Origin of the sequence: Mycobacterium triplex (assembly GCF_000689255.1) — a bacterium.
Lineage (GTDB): Bacteria > Actinomycetota > Actinomycetes > Mycobacteriales > Mycobacteriaceae > Mycobacterium > Mycobacterium triplex.
Genome location: NZ_HG964446.1, coordinates 1,786,763 through 1,802,857 on the forward strand (window position 1 = coordinate 1,786,763; position 16,095 = coordinate 1,802,857).

Below are 16,095 nucleotides of genomic sequence, written 5' to 3' on the forward strand. Positions count from 1 at the left end.
TTCGCCGCACTGCCGCGCTGCCCTATCGACGGTCCTTGGGGAAAGCTTTGCGACGCAACGTCTCTGACGGAGATTCGCCGTATCGCTGGGTATGTGCGGTGGCGAAGCGCCCCGGGTTCGTGAAGCCCCACCGATAGGCGACCGAAGCAACGGTCACATGCGACGGGTCCGAGTCGAGCAGCATGTCGTGTGCCCGGCGCAGCCGCACCTGCCGCAGATACTCCATCGGAGAGACGTCCAGGAAGTCGCGAAAGCCCTGCTGCAGCGAGCGGACGCTGACATAGCTGCGCGCGGCCAGCACCGAGACCGTCAACGGTTGATCCGCCTCCGCGTCGATGATCTCGAGCGCGGCGCGGATGGTGCGCGGTGCGGGCCGGGGCGCGTCTGCCGCGACGGCATCGCGATCGGGATGGTCGGCGGCGAGCAGGAATCCACGAATCAGGCTGTCGGCGAACGGCAAGCCGACCAGTGGCTGATTGAACAGGCTGTCGGGACGGGCGATCTGTTCGTAGAGCAGCAACAGCATGCTGATCCAGCCGCGACCCGCCGCCGTCGCGGTCGATAGATAAGGTGCGAGGTCGATCTGCGAAGTCACCTGCCGGCCCAGCGCGTCGCTGAGCGCGTCGTCGACAGCGTTTCGGTCGAGCTTGACCCCGAGCATCCGGGTGCCCGCCATCCACCGTGCCGTGGTGTGGCCCTCCGGCAGGTATACGGCAACACGGCCACCGCCCGCGTCCTGGACAGAACCCCGGTGCGTCGACTCGAAGCGTCCCGACTGCAGCACATTGACGCGGTAGCCGCTGCACCGCTCACCGCAATCCAGCGACGTGTCGGTGCTGACCACAAGTTCGGAGAGGGTCACCGGACCGACGCCACCGGCGCGCTGGCCCAGGGAAAACCAGTCTGGGTTGCTGCGCAATGTGAGGTGGGGTTCGGGGCAGCACAGCATGGCGAAGTCGTCGAGCGTTTTCGCCGTCGTCCATGCACTGCCGTCCGATGTGGCAGTTCGGCCTCGCGTGGTCATGCGATGCCCAGGCTACGCCGGCCGCCGGCCCGCGGCATCCGGTGATTTCTCGCTTGCGCATATCGGCCGGAAGTTTGCGCATTGTGGCGCTAGCGTTGGCAGCGTCGCGGTACCGAGTGCGCTACGCAATCTGTCCAGCGGACCGCGCGCAGTGGCTACTCCATTTACGTTGTCGCGCTTAACGTTAACAGCGTGCATAGCCCCGCTGCGATCGCGCTGACGCCCATCCTGATGGTGGTGGCGTTGTTGTGGTGGGAGACAACGAGTTCCGCGGGGTTGACGTTCGGCAGGGCCAAGCACGACGTAAACGCGCTGGGTCCGGTGGCGCTGGGCGCCACCGAGTACGTGGCCGCGACACCGGGCCCGGAGGACAACGATGCGCGCCGGGCGCTGGTCACGTCGGGAATATTCGGCAGGACCACTCCCGACGTGGTCGCCGCCCTGTCCGAGGAGCTGCATCCTGAGCACTTCTCACCGGGGCGGGTGATGAGCGCGCGAGGCGACTTCGGGGGCTCTGTGTACGTGATCGTCCGCGGGAAGGTCAAGGTCTGCTACCGGCGATCCGGCGGCGGCGAGATCGTGCTCAAGATTCTGGGGCCTTCGGAAATATTCGGTGCCATTACGCTTTTCGACCCGGGCCCACAAGACATGAGCATCACCACGCTCACCGAAGTTCTGGCGGTGCCGATCGCCCGCGATCAGCTCTTGACGTGGATGGTCGAGCGCCCGGAAGTGTGCGATCAGGTGCTGCGGCTGTTCGCGCGGTGGGTGAAGGCGATGACGAACTCGCTGGTCGACTTCGGGTTTGCCGACGCGCAGGGCCGCGTCGCGAGCCGGTTGTTGTCACTACGAAAACGGTTTGGCCGCCTCGACGGTGATGTCGTGCGGGTGGTGCACGATCTCAGCGCCGACGACTTCTCTTCGCTGGCCGGCGTCGATCCGGAGACGATCGGCGCGACACTGCGCGGATTCGAGGCCAACGGCTGGATCCGTCTGGAACACGACAGCATCGTCATCGTCGACGGGCACGCTCTTGGTCAGGTACGACAGGTGAGTATGGGGGAGGTTTGTGGTGTTTGATCGATTTGCGTTGGGGGATTTGACTGTTCGAATTCTCGGGGCGCCCATGGCGGGGGGCCCGTCGACCCCGGCGTTGGCGGCCGCCGTTTCCAACGGCGGCGGTCTGGGATTCCTGGCCGGGGGCCTGCTGTCAGCCGAAGAGCTGGCCGACGCGATCCTGGCGGCCCGCAGGCTGACCTCGGGCCCACTGGGCGTGAATCTGTTTGTGCCCCAAGCGCGGGTTGCCACTCCCGACGAACTGGGCGCATTCGCGGCGGCCCTCGAGGCCGAGGCCGAATTCTACGGCGTAGCGCTCGGCGAACCGCACGGCGACGACGACGAGTACGCAGCGAAGCTCGACGTGGTGTGCGATCTGCGGCCGGAGGTGGTTTCCTTCACTTTCGGCTCGCCGAGCGAGGCGGCGTGCATTCGACTCGGTGACGCCGGCATCCTGACCCTGGCCACGGTGACCACGGTGCGGGAAGCGTTGATCGCGGTCAGCTTTGGGGTGAGTGGGGTGGTGGCGCAGGGGCCCGATGCGGGTGGGCATCGGGCTACGTTCGACCCGATCGCCGCGCCGGCCGCCGATCCTCTCGACGATCTGGTGTCGGCCCTGGTCGCCTGCTTCGACTGTCCGGTCGTCGCGGCCGGGGGGCTGGGGACGGCCGCCGCCGTGCAGCAGGTGCGGGATGCGGGTGCGTCGGCCGTGCAAATCGGAACGGCGTTCCTGCTTGCCGACGAGGCCGGAACAAACCCGGTGCACCGTGCGGCATTGCGCGATCCGCAGTTCACCGAAACCGTGGTGACGCGGGCGTTCACCGGGCGGTATGCCCGCGCGTTGCGCAATCGATTCATCGACACACACGACGCTCACGCGGTGTTCGGGTTTCCCCAGGCAGCCATGATCACCGGTCCCATCCAGGCGGCCGCGGTGAAGCTGGGCGACCCGCACGGCGTCGGCATGTGGACCGGCGCGGCGTTCGGCCACGTACGAACCGGTTCGGCAACCGACATCGTGCAAGAGCTGGCGGGCTGACCGCCTCGCGGAAAGGTACTGACCATGGGATGCGCGGAGCAGAAGGTCGCGATCGTCACCGGCGCCTCACGCGGAATCGGCGCCGGCCTGGTCGAGGCATACCGCAAACACGACTACCGGGTGATCGCCAACTCGCGCGCCATCGAGGAGTCGCCGCACCCCGAAGTGGTCAGCGTCGCAGGCGATATCGCCGACCCGCGGACGGCAGAGCGAATCATCGACGAGGCGCTGGCGCGATTCGGCCGGATCGACACGCTGATCAACAACGCAGGGGTGTTCATCCCGAAACCCTTCACCCTCTACACCTACGACGACTACGCACGGGTCACCTCGGTGAACACCGCGGGCTTCTTCGGGATCACGCAGCAGGTGGTCGCCCAACTGCTCGCTCAGGGCGCAGGAGGCCATGTCATCACCATCGCCGCAACGCTGGCCGAGCAGGCACACACCGCCGTACCCTCGGCCTTGACGGCATTGACCAAAGGCGGCCTCATCGCGGCGACGAAATCGCTGGCCATCGAATACGCCGCCAACGGAATCCGGTTCAACGCAATATCTCCCGGCGTCGTCGACACACCCATGCACAGCGGCGTCGATGCGGTCACCGCGTACGCCGCGATGCATCCGCAGCATCGGATCGGCACCGTCAGCGACATCGTGCACGGTGCGCTGTATCTCGAGATGGCCTCCTTCGTCACCGGCGAGATCCTCCACATCGACGGCGGCCAGAGCGCCGGCCACTGAGGGATCGGAGTGAGTGTGATTGTTCCTGACGACAACACCTTCGACGTCGTGATCGTCGGCTTCGGCGGGGCAGGGGCGTGCGCGGCCATCGCCGCAGCCGAGCGTGGTGCCCGGGTACTTGTGGTGGATCGGTCGGTGGGCGGAGGTGCCACGGCGTTGTCGCGTGGAGTGGTGTACGCGGGTAGCGGAACGCGCTATCAGCGAGCCGCCGACTTCGAAGACACCCCGCAGAACATGTTCGACTACCTGCGCCAGGAGGTCGACGGTGCGGTCGACGACGAGACCCTGCGCACGTTCTGCGCCGGTAGTGCGCAACGGCTTTCGTGGCTGGAGCGGCACGGCGCCCGGTTCGCCGGCCCGATGGGCGACAACAAGATGTGCTACCCGACAGACGATCGGCATAACCTGTTTTTCTCCGGCAACGAGCGCGCCTACCCCTACCGCCTGCACGCCACACCGGCTCCGCGCGGACACCGGCAGGTCGGCAAGGGCATGGGCTCCGGTCGCGCGCTGTATCGTGCGCTGCGCCGTTCTGCCGAACGACTGGGCGTGCAGTTCCTGCCCCTGACCCGTGCCGAGGAAGTGGTGATGGCAGACGGCCGGGTGGCGGGGCTGCGTTGTCGTACCGTGACGGATTTCAATCCGATGCTGCTACAGCACTATTGGCGCACCACGCCCTTTCGGGACAAGCTGACCAACTGGGCTCCCAACGTCGGGCGTGCGTTTCCCACCGGCGCGGCCCGACTGTGGCGGCGCACGATCGAGCTGATGCTCGTTACACCGAACGTGATCTTGGCCGCCGGTGGATTTGCGTTCAATCGCGACATGTTGCTGCGCTACGCACCATCCTTTGCCGGTATAACCCCGCTGGGGACACCGGCCGACGACGGTAGCGGCATCATGCTCGGGACCGGGGTCGGGGGAGCGACCGCACAGCTGAACAGCGTGGCCGCCTGGCGGTTTCCCTGTCCGCCCTCGGCGATGCTGCATGGCATTGCCGTCGGACTCAGCGGCGAACGCATCGCCAATGAAGACCTGTATGGTGCCACCCACGCCGGCATCATGGTGGCCAAGTTCGGCGGACGCGGTTTCATCGTCCTCGATTCGATGATGTGGAAGCGGGCGCGCAAAGAGCTGGTGACGAGCCGGACTTCGCCGCTGCTACGACTGCACATGTCGCTGGTTTTCAGTGCCGATCATCGTAAGGCCGCCACCTTGCCCGAACTTGCTGCAGAGCTGGGAATTTCGACATCGGGCTTGGTCGCCACGGTGGCGGCCTACAACGACGCCGCCGAGGCGGCACGCGAAGATCCCGCGCACAAGACGCCGTCGATGTGCCGCCCGCTCAGATATCCGCCGTACTACGGCATCGATATATCTCTGCGGGGATCGCTGGCCTACTTCGTTCCGGGCATGACGTTGGGCGGTTTGCAGGTGGACGGGGCGACCGGTCAGGTATTGGACGAGGCGCGGTCTCCCATTCGCGGGCTCTACGCCGCCGGCCGGACCGCGGTGGGTGTGTGCTCGAACTCCTATGTGAGCGGACTGTCGCTGGCGGACTGCGTGTTCTCGGGCATCCGCGCGGGTGAACACGCCGCGATCAGCAGCCTCACCGGAATGCACGAATTATTCAGGGGGGCAACAGGTGTCGATTGATTTCTCCGCAGAGGGCGCGACCTGACAATGCTGTTTGAGATATCGCTGCCCAAATACGTGGTGTTGCTGTCGGTGACCCGGCTTCCGCACCGCGTGACCGAAAGAAGAATCACCTGCGCGGCCCTGGTGTTCGGCAGAAGCCGATGATGACGCCTCAGGAAGCAGCCGAGGCCGCCCGGCCGACGTGGTCCCATTCCTCCCAGCCGGTAATCCGGCCCTGGTAGATGTTCTTGACGATGGGCAGCATCGTGGACCCGAAGATGATGCGCAGCGGTGGTTTTTCGGCGTCGACGACGGACAGCAGTGCCGCGGCGGTGGCGGTGGGATCGCTGGGTTCTCCGAGAATGCTTGCCACGAAAGCGTCCGCCTCCTGATGGCGCTTGGCGTACGCCGGCAACGGGCCGGCGTGCTTGGCCGACGACCCGGCCCAGTCCGTCGCGAAGAACCCGGGCTCGACCAGCGTCACGTGGATGCCGAACGGTTCGACCTCGAAAGCCAAGGCATCGCTGAAAGCCTCCAGGGCGAACTTCGATGCGCAGTACAGGCCCACATTCGGCCCGCTGAACAGTCCGCCGGTCGAGGACACCTGAACGATGTGCCCACCGCGTTGCTCGCGCAGGAACGGCAGCGCGGCCTGCGTTATCCATACGGCCCCAAGGAAGTTCGTTTCCATCTGAGCCCGGACGTCGCTCTCGGAAAGCTCCTCGACGAAGCCGAACTGTCCGTAGCCGGCGTTGTTGACCACCACGTCGATCCGTCCGAAGTGGGCGTGCGCCTGCGCGACGCGGGCGAAGCCTGCCGCCCGGTCGGTCACGTCCAATTCGAGCGGCAGGATCGCGTCGCCGAAACGTTGTCTCAGATCGGCGAGCGCAGACGTGTCGCGCGCGGTGGCCGCGACCCTGTCGCCCCGCTCCAACGCGGCCAGCGCCCATAACCGACCGAAGCCGCGCGAAACCCCGGTGATGAACCACACTTTCGATGACATGTCTCGCCCTCCCTCTACGGCGTCCACGAATAAACCGGACATTCCCGGGAGCGGTATCCCTCCCGGGAAATTACCGTGTGCACTATGTACATGCGTACCAGGTAATAGGACGCCTGGCAATGTGGAACGCAACACGGGCCGAGAAGCCTTGTGCGCGAGTCTCTTGAATCGCTGGTGAACGTGGCTAAAATGGGCGGCATGGGCGTCACGTCATCGACCGAGACCGGCGGGGCCCGGCTCGACGACATGGTGTGCTTCGCATTGCACGCGGCGTCGCGCGCCGTCACCGCGACGTACCGTCCGCTGCTCGAGCCCCTTGGCCTGACCTACCCGCAATACCTTGTGCTGTCGGCATTGTGGGAGCAGGACGACCGCACCGTCGGCGAGTTGGTCGAACTTCTGCAACTCGACTACGGCACGATGACGCCGCTGCTGAAGCGACTCGAAAAGCGTGGAGTCGTCCAACGAACCCGCAGCCCGGACGACGAGCGCACGGTGATCGTCGGCCTGACCGACGAAGGCAAGGGCATGCGCGCTGATGCCGAGGGCATCTATCAGGCGATCGTCGAGAAGTTCGACCTGACGCCCAATCGCGCCCGGACCGCGCGCAAGATGCTGCAGTCCATCATCGACAAGGCAAACGACTAGCGACGGCTGGATGTCAGTCCTGCCCGCGACACTGGGGCCGTGCTCGATTTGATCCTGCCGCTGGAATGCGGCGGCTGCCGGACGCCGTCGGTGCGCTGGTGCGACGCGTGCGCCATGGAACTCGTCGTCAAGCCCGACGACCCGCACCTGATCAGCCCGCGCGTCGGCGCGCGTGCACCGGTGTTCGCACTCGGGCGCTACGCCGGTGCCCGTCGCCAGGCGATTCTCGCGATGAAGGAGCACGGGCGCGGCGACCTCGTCGCGCCGCTGGCCCAGGCGCTGGCCATCGGCGTGCACCGGCTGCTGGCCTGGGGCGTCGTCGAGACCCCGTTGACGATCGTGCCCGCGCCGACCCGGCGCTGGGCGGCGCGCCGGCGCGGCGGCGACCCGGTCGCCCGGCTGGCGCAAGCCGCGGTGTCCCGGCATCCGGACGTCGGCGTCCGCGCGGCGTTGCGCATGAAGGCACTGACCCGTGACTCGGTGGGCCTGGGCACCGCCGAACGCGAGCGCAATGTCGCGGGCCGGGTGTCGCTGCGAGGCCGGCCGCCGCACACCGAGGTGTTGCTCGTCGACGACATCGTCACCACCGGCGCGACGGCGGCCGAGTCGGTGCGGGTTTTGTCGGCGGCGGGAGTCCGCGTGACGGCGGTGTTGGCTATCGCGGCGGCCTGAATCGGCGAATCTCGGGATAAACCAGTGAAACTGCCAAGAAGACGTGAAGAACTCGCTACGGGTTCATCAAATCGGTGGCACGGCGAGGCGAACACGAGCTAACGTCGAGGACAACCTTCAACAACTCTTCGGGACCTACCGGTCCCGACTCACGGGTCGCGATTTCCCAGGTTGAGACCGCACTGCGGAGGGGGTGAGTATTCGACACCTTGCGACGGCGGGCTGCCTGCGGCGGTGGCTGTTTTGACACCGCTTCCAACCCCGTCGGAGCTTCTCATCAACGCCAAGAGAAACGAGTTGTCACGTATGTCAAGGCTAACCGTGGATTCCACTCAGCTTCTGGACGAACCTCCGGTGCGAATCGACACGCAGGAACCGACGACGACCGCCGAGGTTGTCTTCAAGGGTCGCAACGTCGAGATCCCCGATCACTTCCGCGTCTACGTCTCGCAGAAACTCGCCCGCTTGGAACGATTCGACAAAACCATCTACCTCTTCGACGTCGAACTCAAGCATGAACGCAACCGTCGCCAACGTAAGTCCTGTCAGCGCGTGGAGATCACCGCGCGGGGCCGTGGGCCGGTAGTGCGCGGCGAGGCGTGCGCCGACAGCTTCTATGCGGCGCTCGAATCCGCGGTGGTCCGGCTGGAGAGCCGGCTGCGCCGCGGCAAGGACCGCCGCAAGGTGCATTACGGCGAAAAGACGCCCGTCTCCCTGGCCGAGGCCACCGCGGTGACCCCACCGAAAATGGCCTTCCGCAACAACCACGCGCCCGCCCCGGCACACCAACACGACACCGGCGACGAGGATCGAGACCATCAGCCGGGCCGGGTGGTGCGCACCAAGGAACACCAGGCCACCCCGATGTCGGTGGACGACGCGCTCTACGAGATGGAGCTCGTCGGGCACGACTTCTTCTTGTTCTACGACAAGCAGACCGAGCGGCCGTCCGTCGTCTATCGCCGTCACGCCTACGACTACGGACTGATCAGGCTGTCCTGAGGATCGGGGGCCATCAGCAGGTCGTCCCCTACGATGGGAGTCGCCTCATCGGAAAACAAGACTCCTACCCACAGGGGACCTAGCTGTGCTGTCGAAGCTGCTGCGCCTTGGTGAAGGTCGCATGGTCAAGCGCCTCAAGCGCGTGGCCGACTATGTCAACACGTTGTCTGACGACGTCGAGAAACTCACCGACGCCCAGTTGCGGGCCAAGACCGACGAGTTCCGCAACCGCCTCGACGACGGCGAAACCCTCGATGACCTGCTGCCCGAGGCGTTCGCCGTAGCCCGCGAAGCGGCCTGGCGGGTGCTGGATCAGCGTCCGTTCGACGTGCAGGTGATGGGGGCGGCCGCCTTGCACCTGGGCAACGTCGCCGAGATGAAGACCGGTGAAGGCAAGACGCTGACCTGTGTGTTGCCGGCCTACCTCAACGCGCTGGCCGGCAAGGGCGTGCACATCGTCACCGTCAACGACTACCTGGCCAAACGTGACAGCGAGTGGATGGGCCGGGTGCACCGCTTCCTGGGCCTGCAGGTCGGGGTGATCCTGGCCAACATGACCCCCGACGAGCGGCGGGTGGCCTACAACGCCGACATCACCTACGGCACCAACAACGAGTTCGGCTTCGACTACCTGCGCGACAACATGGCGCACTCGGTCGACGACATGGTGCAGCGCGGACACACCTTCGCGATCGTCGACGAGGTCGACTCCATCCTGATCGACGAGGCCCGCACGCCGCTGATCATCTCCGGGCCCGCCGACGGCGCGTCGAATTGGTACCTCGAGTTCGCCCGGCTGGCCCCGCTGATGGAAAAGGACACCCATTACGAGGTGGACCTGCGTAAACGCACCGTCGGTGTGCACGAACTCGGGGTGGAGTTCGTCGAGGACCAGCTCGGCATCGACAACCTGTACGAGGCTGCCAACTCGCCGCTGGTCAGCTACCTGAACAACGCGCTGAAGGCCAAGGAGCTGTTCCACCGCGACAAGGACTACATCGTCCGCGACGGCGAGGTGCTGATCGTCGACGAGTTCACCGGTCGCGTGCTGATCGGCCGTCGCTACAACGAAGGCATGCACCAGGCCATCGAGGCCAAGGAGCACGTGGAGATCAAGGCCGAGAACCAGACGCTGGCCACGATCACGCTGCAGAACTACTTCCGGCTCTACGACAAGCTGGCCGGGATGACCGGTACCGCCCAGACCGAGGCGGCCGAGCTGCACGAGATCTACAAGCTCGGCGTGGTCCCGATCCCGACCAACAAGCCGATGATCCGCGCAGACCAGTCCGACCTGATCTACAAGACCGAAGAGGCCAAGTACATCGCCGTGGTCGACGACGTCTCGGAACGCTACGAGAAGGGCCAGCCGGTCCTGATCGGTACCACCAGCGTCGAGCGCTCGGAGTACCTGTCGCGCCAGTTCGCCAAGCGCCGCATCCCGCACAACGTGCTCAACGCGAAATATCACGAGCAGGAAGCCGGCATCATCGCGGTGGCCGGGCGCCGGGGTGGCATCACCGTCGCCACCAACATGGCCGGCCGCGGTACCGACATCGTGCTGGGCGGCAACGTCGACTTCCTCACCGACCAGCGGCTGCGCGAGCGCGGCCTGGACCCGGTCGAGACGCCCGACGAGTACGAGGCGGCCTGGCACGAGGAGTTGCCCAAGGTCAAAGAGGAAGCCAGCGCCGAGGCCGCCGAGGTGATCGAGGCCGGCGGGTTGTACGTGCTGGGCACCGAGCGCCACGAGTCCCGCCGCATCGACAACCAGCTGCGCGGCCGCTCCGGCCGGCAGGGTGACCCGGGCGAGTCCCGCTTCTACCTGTCGCTCGGCGACGAGTTGATGCGCCGGTTCAACGGCGCTGCCCTGGAATCGTTGTTGACCAGGCTGAACCTGCCCGACGACGTGCCGATCGAAGCCAAGATGGTCACCCGCGCCATCAAGAGCGCTCAAACCCAAGTCGAGCAGCAGAACTTCGAGGTCCGCAAGAACGTCCTCAAGTACGACGAGGTGATGAACCAGCAGCGCAAGGTGATCTACGCCGAGCGCAAGCGCATCCTCGAGGGCGAGAACCTGCAGGAGCAGGCGTTCGAGATGGTGCGCGACGTCATCACGGCCTATGTGGACGGCGCGACCAGCGAGGGCTACGCCGAGGACTGGGACCTCGACGCGTTGTGGTCGGCGCTGAAGACGCTGTACCCGGTCGGGATCGAACACGAGTCGCTCACCCGTCGCGACGCGGACTCCGAGCATGACGACCTCACCCGCGAGGAGTTGCTCGAAGCGCTCATCAAGGACGCCGAAAAGGCCTATGCCGCAAGGGAAGCCGAGCTGGAGGAAATCGCCGGCGAAGGGGCGATGCGGCAGCTCGAGCGCAACGTGTTGCTCAACGTGATCGACCGCAAGTGGCGCGAGCACCTCTACGAGATGGACTACCTCAAAGAGGGCATCGGGCTGCGCGCGATGGCGCAGCGCGACCCGCTGGTCGAGTACCAGCGCGAGGGTTACGACATGTTCATGGCGATGCTCGACGGCATGAAGGAGGAGTCGGTCGGCTTCTTGTTCAACGTCAGCGTGGAGGCTGTCCCCGCGCCGCAGGTCGCCCCGGTGCAAACGCCGGACGGGTTGGCCGAATTCGCGACTGCCGCCGCCGCTGCCGCCCAGCAGGAGGGCGGCTCCGGCGCCGCACCCGCACCGGAGCCCGAGCAGGCTCCAAGTATGTTGCGCGCCAAGGGTATTGACAACGAGGCTCCCGCGCTGACGTATTCCGGTCCGGCGGAGGACGGTTCGGCGGAGGTCCAGCGCAACGGCGGTGGCGCGCAGAAGACCCCGGCCGGGGTGCCCGCCGGGGCCAGCCGGCGCGAGCGCCGCGCCGCCGCCCGTCAGCAAGGCAGGGGTGCCAAGCCGCCGAAGTCGGTTAAGAAGCGCTGACCCGCGTCGTCCCCGGCCGGCCGCCGAGCCGCCCAGCGTGAAGCCAGCTTCACGCTCGGCGCCCAGGGCCCGGCCAGCCGGGCGCTCGTCGCCTTGGCCCCCGGCGATTTGAGGCATAAGCCTCATGCGCCGGCCCGGGGTCGTCGCGCAGCATCGGTGCATGACTACGTTGCACACTCCCGCCGATGCGGCCTCGGCCGTCTTGCACAACGCCGTGTTGCCCGCCGGTGACGACGAAAGATTCGCCGGCTTCGGGGTTTTGGGGCTTCCGTTCGCCAGCGGGCACTACCTGGCGCTGCGCTGCATACCCACGTCGTCGTTCGCGCCCGGCTACCGATCGGTGTGGCATCGGGACGCGGCCGGGGTGTGGACGTTTTACGCGACGAGCCCCGGCGAGCTCAGTTGCTCGCGCTTCTTCAGCGCGGCCACGCCGAACGACGCCGTGCAGTGCGAGATCGACGCCGCCTGGGTCACCCCGTGGTCGTTGTTCGTCCGGATCGCCGGCTTGCTGGAGTGGCATCTCGATCTCGGGACCAGCCCGTCGACCAGGCTGATGAGCGGGATCGCCCCGCGGTTGCCCGACTGGACGTGGCGTAACCGGTTGGCGCTCGGCGCTCTCGGCCGGATCGCCGGACCGATGGTGGGCGCCGGGCGGGTGCGGCTGTCCGGCAGCGCCCCCAACGGTCAGCGATTCATGATCGCCCCCAAACGATTCTGGGCCGTCATCGAGTCGCGCGCGGTGTGGCGCGGCGTCGACCTCGGCGCGGTCGCGCCACTGCCGCAGCAGGCGCGCTTGGCCGACTTCTGGGGGCCGCAGCGCGGGCTCTTCGTGACCGGCGGTGGGCGGCTGGAGGCGTTCGACCCGAGCCGCCACCATGCCGTGCGCCGCACTATTTCGATTTGCTGACGTGGCCGCGACCGAAGGGGACAATGAGCCGATGGTGTCGCATACGGCCGAGCCGGCGCCGGCGGGCGAGGCGCCCAGCCGGGCCGAGTTGCTGGCCGCGCTGTCCGTGGCGATCGACCTCGGTCTGGGACAGCCCGCCGAGCACATGCTGCGCGCGGCGATGATCGCGACCCGGCTCGCGGATCGGCTGGGGCTCACCGGTGCCCAACGGGACTGCGTCTACTACACGACTCTGGTCATGTGGATCGGGTGTCACGCCGACTCGCATGAATACGCGCGGTGGTTCGGCGACGACATCGCGGTGCGGCATGACTCGTACCTGGTCGACTGGTCCGGACTGCCGTACTGGCGGTTCCTGCTGGGCAACATCGGCCGTGGTCAGCCGTTGACGCAGCGGCTGACCATCATGGCGACGCTGTTCGCCAACGCGCGCGGCCAGTTGTCCCGGCTGATCCACTCGCACTGCACCTCCGCGGCGCTGCTGGCGGATCGCATCGGCCTGGGGCCCGACGTGCAGGCCTCGCTCGTCTTCGCTTTCGAGCGCTACGACGGCGGCGGCCTGCCCGCCGGCGCGCACGGCGACGAGATTCCGATACAGATGCGGGTTGCCCAGCTCGCCGAGATGGTGGAGGTGCACCACCGCACCTACGGTGTCGAGGGCGCCGTGGCGATGGCGCGCAGCCGCCGCGGTGGCCAGTTCGACCCGAAGGTCGTCGACACGTTCATCCACAACGCCGACGCGATCCTGGCCGGCCCCGCGCCCGGCGATGCGTGGGCCGCGGCGCTGCGCGAGGCGCCCGACCGCCACCAACGGCTCGACGACAAAGCGCTGGACGCACTGCTCGTCGCGTTCGGAGACTTCGTCGACCTCAAATGCCCTTTCACGCTTGGGCATTCGCGTGCGGTGGCCGGCCTCGCCGGCGACGCGGCACTTGCGGCCGGCCTCGATGCCGATGCGGCGGCGCTGACTCGGCGGGCGGGCCACGTGCACGACCTGGGCCGTATCGGTGTGTCGAATCAAATCTGGTCCAAGCCAGGGTCTTTGACCGCGGGCGAGTTCGAGCGGGTGCGGCTGCATCCGTATCTGACCGCCCGGATCCTCAACCAGGTCCGCGGCCTGGGCCGGCTGGCCGAAGTCGCCGGAAACCACCATGAATGCCTGGACGGGTCGGGATATCCACGCGGTCTTGCCGGCACCGCACTGAGCTTGCCCGACCGTATCCTGGCGGCCGCGGTCAGCTACCAATCCGGTTGTGAACCAAGGCCGTACCGCGATGAAATGTCGCCCGGCGCCGCGGCCCGGCGGCTGCGCGAGCGGGTGAACGCCGGTGAACTCGACCCCGTCGCCGCCGATGCGGTACTGCATGCCGCGGGCCAGCCCGCCCAGCGGCCCAAGCCGCGTCCGGGTGGGCTCACCCCGCGTGAGATCGAAGTGCTTCGCCTGGTCGCACGCGGTGCGTCGAACAAGGAAATCGCGGCCGCGCTGGTGATCAGCGAGAAGACCGCGCGCAATCATGTGGAGAGAACATACGCGAAGATCGGCGTCTCAAATCGCATCGGGGCCAGCATGTATGCCCTGCAACAGGGGTTGTCAGCCCCGTAGCGGGTAGCGATGAAAAATTGAGGCATCTGCCCCATTCCATTGCGCGGAATTCGGCGGACACTCAATACATGAGTCGATATTTGACAGTTTGTTACGGCGCAGTGGCTTATCTGCTGTTTCTGGTGTCGTTCACCTACGCAATCGGATTCGTCGGCAACATCTGGGTGCCGCGCAGTGTCGACCACGCGCTCTCGGCCCCCGCCGGCCTGGCGGTGCTGATCGACGTGGGGCTGCTTGGTGTTTTCGCGATTCAGCACAGTGTGATGGCGCGGCCCGCGTTCAAGCGGTGGTGGACGCGCTTTGTGCCATCGTCGATCGAGCGCAGCACCTACGTGGTGCTGGCAAGCGGCGCGCTACTGCTGCTGTACTGGCAGTGGCGGACCTTGCCGGGCATCGTGTGGGACGTGGGTCTGCCGGCGGCCCGGGTGCTGCTGTGGGCGTTGTTCTGGCTCGGTTGGGCGACGGTGTTCTTCTCCTCCTTCATGGTCAGCCACTTCGACCTGTTCGGCCTGCGGCAGGTATACCTGGCCTGGCGCGGAAAACCGTACCGCGACTTGGACTTTCGTGTTCGTTATCTGTACCGGCTGGTGCGGCATCCGCTGATGCTGGGGTTCCTGATCGCGTTCTGGGCGACGCCGGTGATGACGGTCGGGCACCTGCTGTTCAGCGTCGCCACAACGGGTTACATCCTGATCGCGTTGCGGCTGGAAGAACACGACCTGGTCGAGGCGCTGGGTGAGCAATACGTTGCCTACCGACGCGAGGTGCCGGCGCTGGTGCCGGGGACACGCCGTCATCCGAACGCGGCGGCGGGTCAGCACTAGCCTTCGAGCAGGGTCGCGATCCGGTCCAGGGTCGCGCGGATACCCGCCTCGGTCCCCCTCGGCATCGAACCGCTGGTGATCATCGCCTTCTGCTTGTCCTGCGACACATCCCAGGTTTCGCGGACCAGCGTGCCGCCGTCGGCCGCGGAGAGCTCGTAGCGCCAGATGCGGCCACCCACCCGGCCGCCCATCGCGGTGGTCTGCCACGCGATACGCCGGTCCGGTTCGTACTCGATGACGGTGTTGGTGGTGCGGTAGGGGACGAACAGCGTTTCCTTGCGGCCCCGCATCGTCATCCGGAAGGTCGAACCCATCGTCAGGGGAACCGACTCCTGCGTACACCGATTCACCGACTTCGAACCGTCGAAGCTGGCATGTTTGCCGGCGTCGGCCAGCAGCGCGAAGATCTTGTCCGGCGGCGCCTTGATGACCCGCTCGACGCTGAGCGTGTTTCCGTCCATTCGGTCACACTAGCGCCGTTACACGCTCGCGGGTTCCCGGTATGTTGCGGATATGGATGTCAAGGAGGTGTTGCTCCCGGGCGTCGGTCTGCGCTACGAATTCACCAGCCACCAGGGCGACCGGATCGGCATCATCGCGCGGCGCGGTGGCGACTTCGACGTCGTCCTGTACGGCTCCGACGACCCGGATCAGGCCCGGCCGGTGTTTCACCTCACCGACGAAGAGGCCGACACCATGGCCCAGATCCTGGGCGCTCCCCGCATCGCCGAGCGGTTCACCGAGCTGACCCGCGAAGTGCCGGGCCTCGAGGCGGGTCAGGTCGATATCGAGCCGGGCAGCCCGTTCGTCGACAAACCGTTGGGGGACACCCACGCTCGCACCCGCACCGGGGCGTCGATCGTCGCGATCGTGCGCGACGAGGATGTGCTCGCCTCACCGGGTCCGGCCGAGATCCTGCGGGAGCGAGACGTTTTGATCGTCATCGGCACCGAAGAGGGCATCGCCGCAGTAGAGCAGATCGTCGACAAGGGCTGAGCCA

15 protein-coding genes are annotated in these 16,095 nt (G+C 66.7%); 12 read left to right on the forward strand and 3 right to left on the reverse strand.

The annotated features are described in order from the left end of the window. Window positions 1-22: 22 nt before the first annotated feature. Entirely contained in the window at window positions 23-1,024 is a 1,002-nt protein-coding gene (locus BN973_RS08350; protein WP_084163333.1) for an AraC family transcriptional regulator, read from the reverse strand. A 192-nt stretch (window positions 1,025-1,216) separates the two neighbouring features. Here BN973_RS08350 and BN973_RS08355 point away from each other — a divergent pair, with 192 nt between their 5' ends. From BN973_RS08355 to BN973_RS08370, 4 genes are read left to right on the forward strand one after another with little or no spacing between them, the layout of a single operon-like run. Continuing rightward, window positions 1,217-2,104, forward strand: a complete 888-nt coding sequence (locus tag BN973_RS08355) for a Crp/Fnr family transcriptional regulator (RefSeq protein WP_051641178.1) — start codon at window positions 1,217-1,219, stop codon at window positions 2,102-2,104. Next, complete coding sequence (locus BN973_RS08360) at window positions 2,097-3,119, forward strand: nitronate monooxygenase (protein WP_269147639.1); 1,023 nt, start codon at window positions 2,097-2,099, stop codon at window positions 3,117-3,119. Before BN973_RS08355 ends, BN973_RS08360 begins: the two co-directional genes overlap by 8 nt. A gap of 24 nt (window positions 3,120-3,143) precedes the next feature. Then, window positions 3,144-3,863, forward strand: coding sequence for an SDR family NAD(P)-dependent oxidoreductase (locus tag BN973_RS08365; RefSeq protein WP_036467262.1), 720 nt, complete (start codon window positions 3,144-3,146; stop codon window positions 3,861-3,863). 15 nt (window positions 3,864-3,878) lie between these two features. Beyond that, window positions 3,879-5,519, forward strand: a complete 1,641-nt coding sequence (locus BN973_RS08370) for an FAD-binding protein (RefSeq protein WP_232232042.1) — start codon at window positions 3,879-3,881, stop codon at window positions 5,517-5,519. 154 nt (window positions 5,520-5,673) lie between these two features. On the opposite strand, the gene BN973_RS08375 is transcribed toward BN973_RS08370, so the two are convergent. After that, window positions 5,674-6,504 carry an SDR family oxidoreductase gene (locus BN973_RS08375; protein WP_051641179.1) on the reverse strand — a complete coding sequence of 277 codons (831 nt, stop codon included), beginning with the start codon at window positions 6,502-6,504 and terminating at the stop codon, window positions 5,674-5,676. Between the two features lie 198 nt (window positions 6,505-6,702). Here BN973_RS08375 and BN973_RS08380 point away from each other — a divergent pair, with 198 nt between their 5' ends. From BN973_RS08380 to mddA, 7 genes are all read left to right on the forward strand, one after another. After that, on the forward strand, window positions 6,703-7,152 hold the full coding sequence (locus BN973_RS08380) for a MarR family winged helix-turn-helix transcriptional regulator (RefSeq protein WP_036472173.1): 450 nt from the start codon (window positions 6,703-6,705) through the stop codon (window positions 7,150-7,152). A 39-nt stretch (window positions 7,153-7,191) separates the two neighbouring features. After that, entirely contained in the window at window positions 7,192-7,824 is a 633-nt protein-coding gene (locus BN973_RS08385; RefSeq protein ID WP_036467265.1) for a ComF family protein, read from the forward strand. A 321-nt stretch (window positions 7,825-8,145) separates the two neighbouring features. Next, entirely contained in the window at window positions 8,146-8,826 is a 681-nt protein-coding gene (gene hpf, locus BN973_RS08390) for a ribosome hibernation-promoting factor, HPF/YfiA family (protein WP_407067570.1), read from the forward strand. A gap of 85 nt (window positions 8,827-8,911) precedes the next feature. After that, complete coding sequence (secA, locus tag BN973_RS08395; protein WP_036467270.1) at window positions 8,912-11,761, forward strand: preprotein translocase subunit SecA; 2,850 nt, start codon at window positions 8,912-8,914, stop codon at window positions 11,759-11,761. A 160-nt stretch (window positions 11,762-11,921) separates the two neighbouring features. Then, window positions 11,922-12,668: a hypothetical protein gene (locus tag BN973_RS08400; protein ID WP_036472174.1), complete on the forward strand. Its 747-nt coding sequence runs from the start codon at window positions 11,922-11,924 to the stop codon at window positions 12,666-12,668. Between the two features lie 31 nt (window positions 12,669-12,699). Then, complete coding sequence (locus BN973_RS08405) at window positions 12,700-14,271, forward strand: HD domain-containing phosphohydrolase (protein WP_036472175.1); 1,572 nt, start codon at window positions 12,700-12,702, stop codon at window positions 14,269-14,271. Between the two features lie 68 nt (window positions 14,272-14,339). Continuing rightward, complete coding sequence (mddA, locus tag BN973_RS08410) at window positions 14,340-15,095, forward strand: methanethiol S-methyltransferase (protein WP_036467273.1); 756 nt, start codon at window positions 14,340-14,342, stop codon at window positions 15,093-15,095. Here the strand turns inward: mddA and BN973_RS08415 are convergent. Further along, on the reverse strand, window positions 15,092-15,556 hold the full coding sequence (locus tag BN973_RS08415) for an SRPBCC family protein (protein WP_036467276.1): 465 nt from the start codon (window positions 15,554-15,556) through the stop codon (window positions 15,092-15,094). The genes mddA and BN973_RS08415 overlap by 4 nt on opposite strands. A 52-nt stretch (window positions 15,557-15,608) precedes the next feature. Between BN973_RS08415 and BN973_RS08420 the strand changes: the two genes are divergently transcribed. Beyond that, entirely contained in the window at window positions 15,609-16,091 is a 483-nt protein-coding gene (locus tag BN973_RS08420; protein WP_036467279.1) for a cation:proton antiporter regulatory subunit, read from the forward strand. The last annotated feature ends 4 nt before the right edge of the window (window positions 16,092-16,095 follow it).

Bases quoted from the DNA above. Each gene is read 5' to 3' on its own strand.
- BN973_RS08365 (WP_036467262.1), top strand. From the start codon at position 3,144: ATGGGATGCGCGGAGCAGAAGGTCGCGATCGTCACCGGCGCCTCACGC.
- BN973_RS08415 (WP_036467276.1), bottom strand. From the start codon at position 15,556: ATGGACGGAAACACGCTCAGCGTCGAGCGGGTCATCAAGGCGCCGCCG.
- mddA (WP_036467273.1), top strand. From the start codon at position 14,340: ATGAGTCGATATTTGACAGTTTGTTACGGCGCAGTGGCTTATCTGCTG.
- BN973_RS08380 (WP_036472173.1), top strand. From the start codon at position 6,703: ATGGGCGTCACGTCATCGACCGAGACCGGCGGGGCCCGGCTCGACGAC.
- BN973_RS08400 (WP_036472174.1), top strand. From the start codon at position 11,922: ATGACTACGTTGCACACTCCCGCCGATGCGGCCTCGGCCGTCTTGCAC.
- BN973_RS08420 (WP_036467279.1), top strand. From the start codon at position 15,609: ATGGATGTCAAGGAGGTGTTGCTCCCGGGCGTCGGTCTGCGCTACGAA.
- BN973_RS08350 (WP_084163333.1), bottom strand. From the start codon at position 1,024: ATGACCACGCGAGGCCGAACTGCCACATCGGACGGCAGTGCATGGACG.
- BN973_RS08375 (WP_051641179.1), bottom strand. From the start codon at position 6,504: ATGTCATCGAAAGTGTGGTTCATCACCGGGGTTTCGCGCGGCTTCGGT.
- BN973_RS08405 (WP_036472175.1), top strand. From the start codon at position 12,700: ATGGTGTCGCATACGGCCGAGCCGGCGCCGGCGGGCGAGGCGCCCAGC.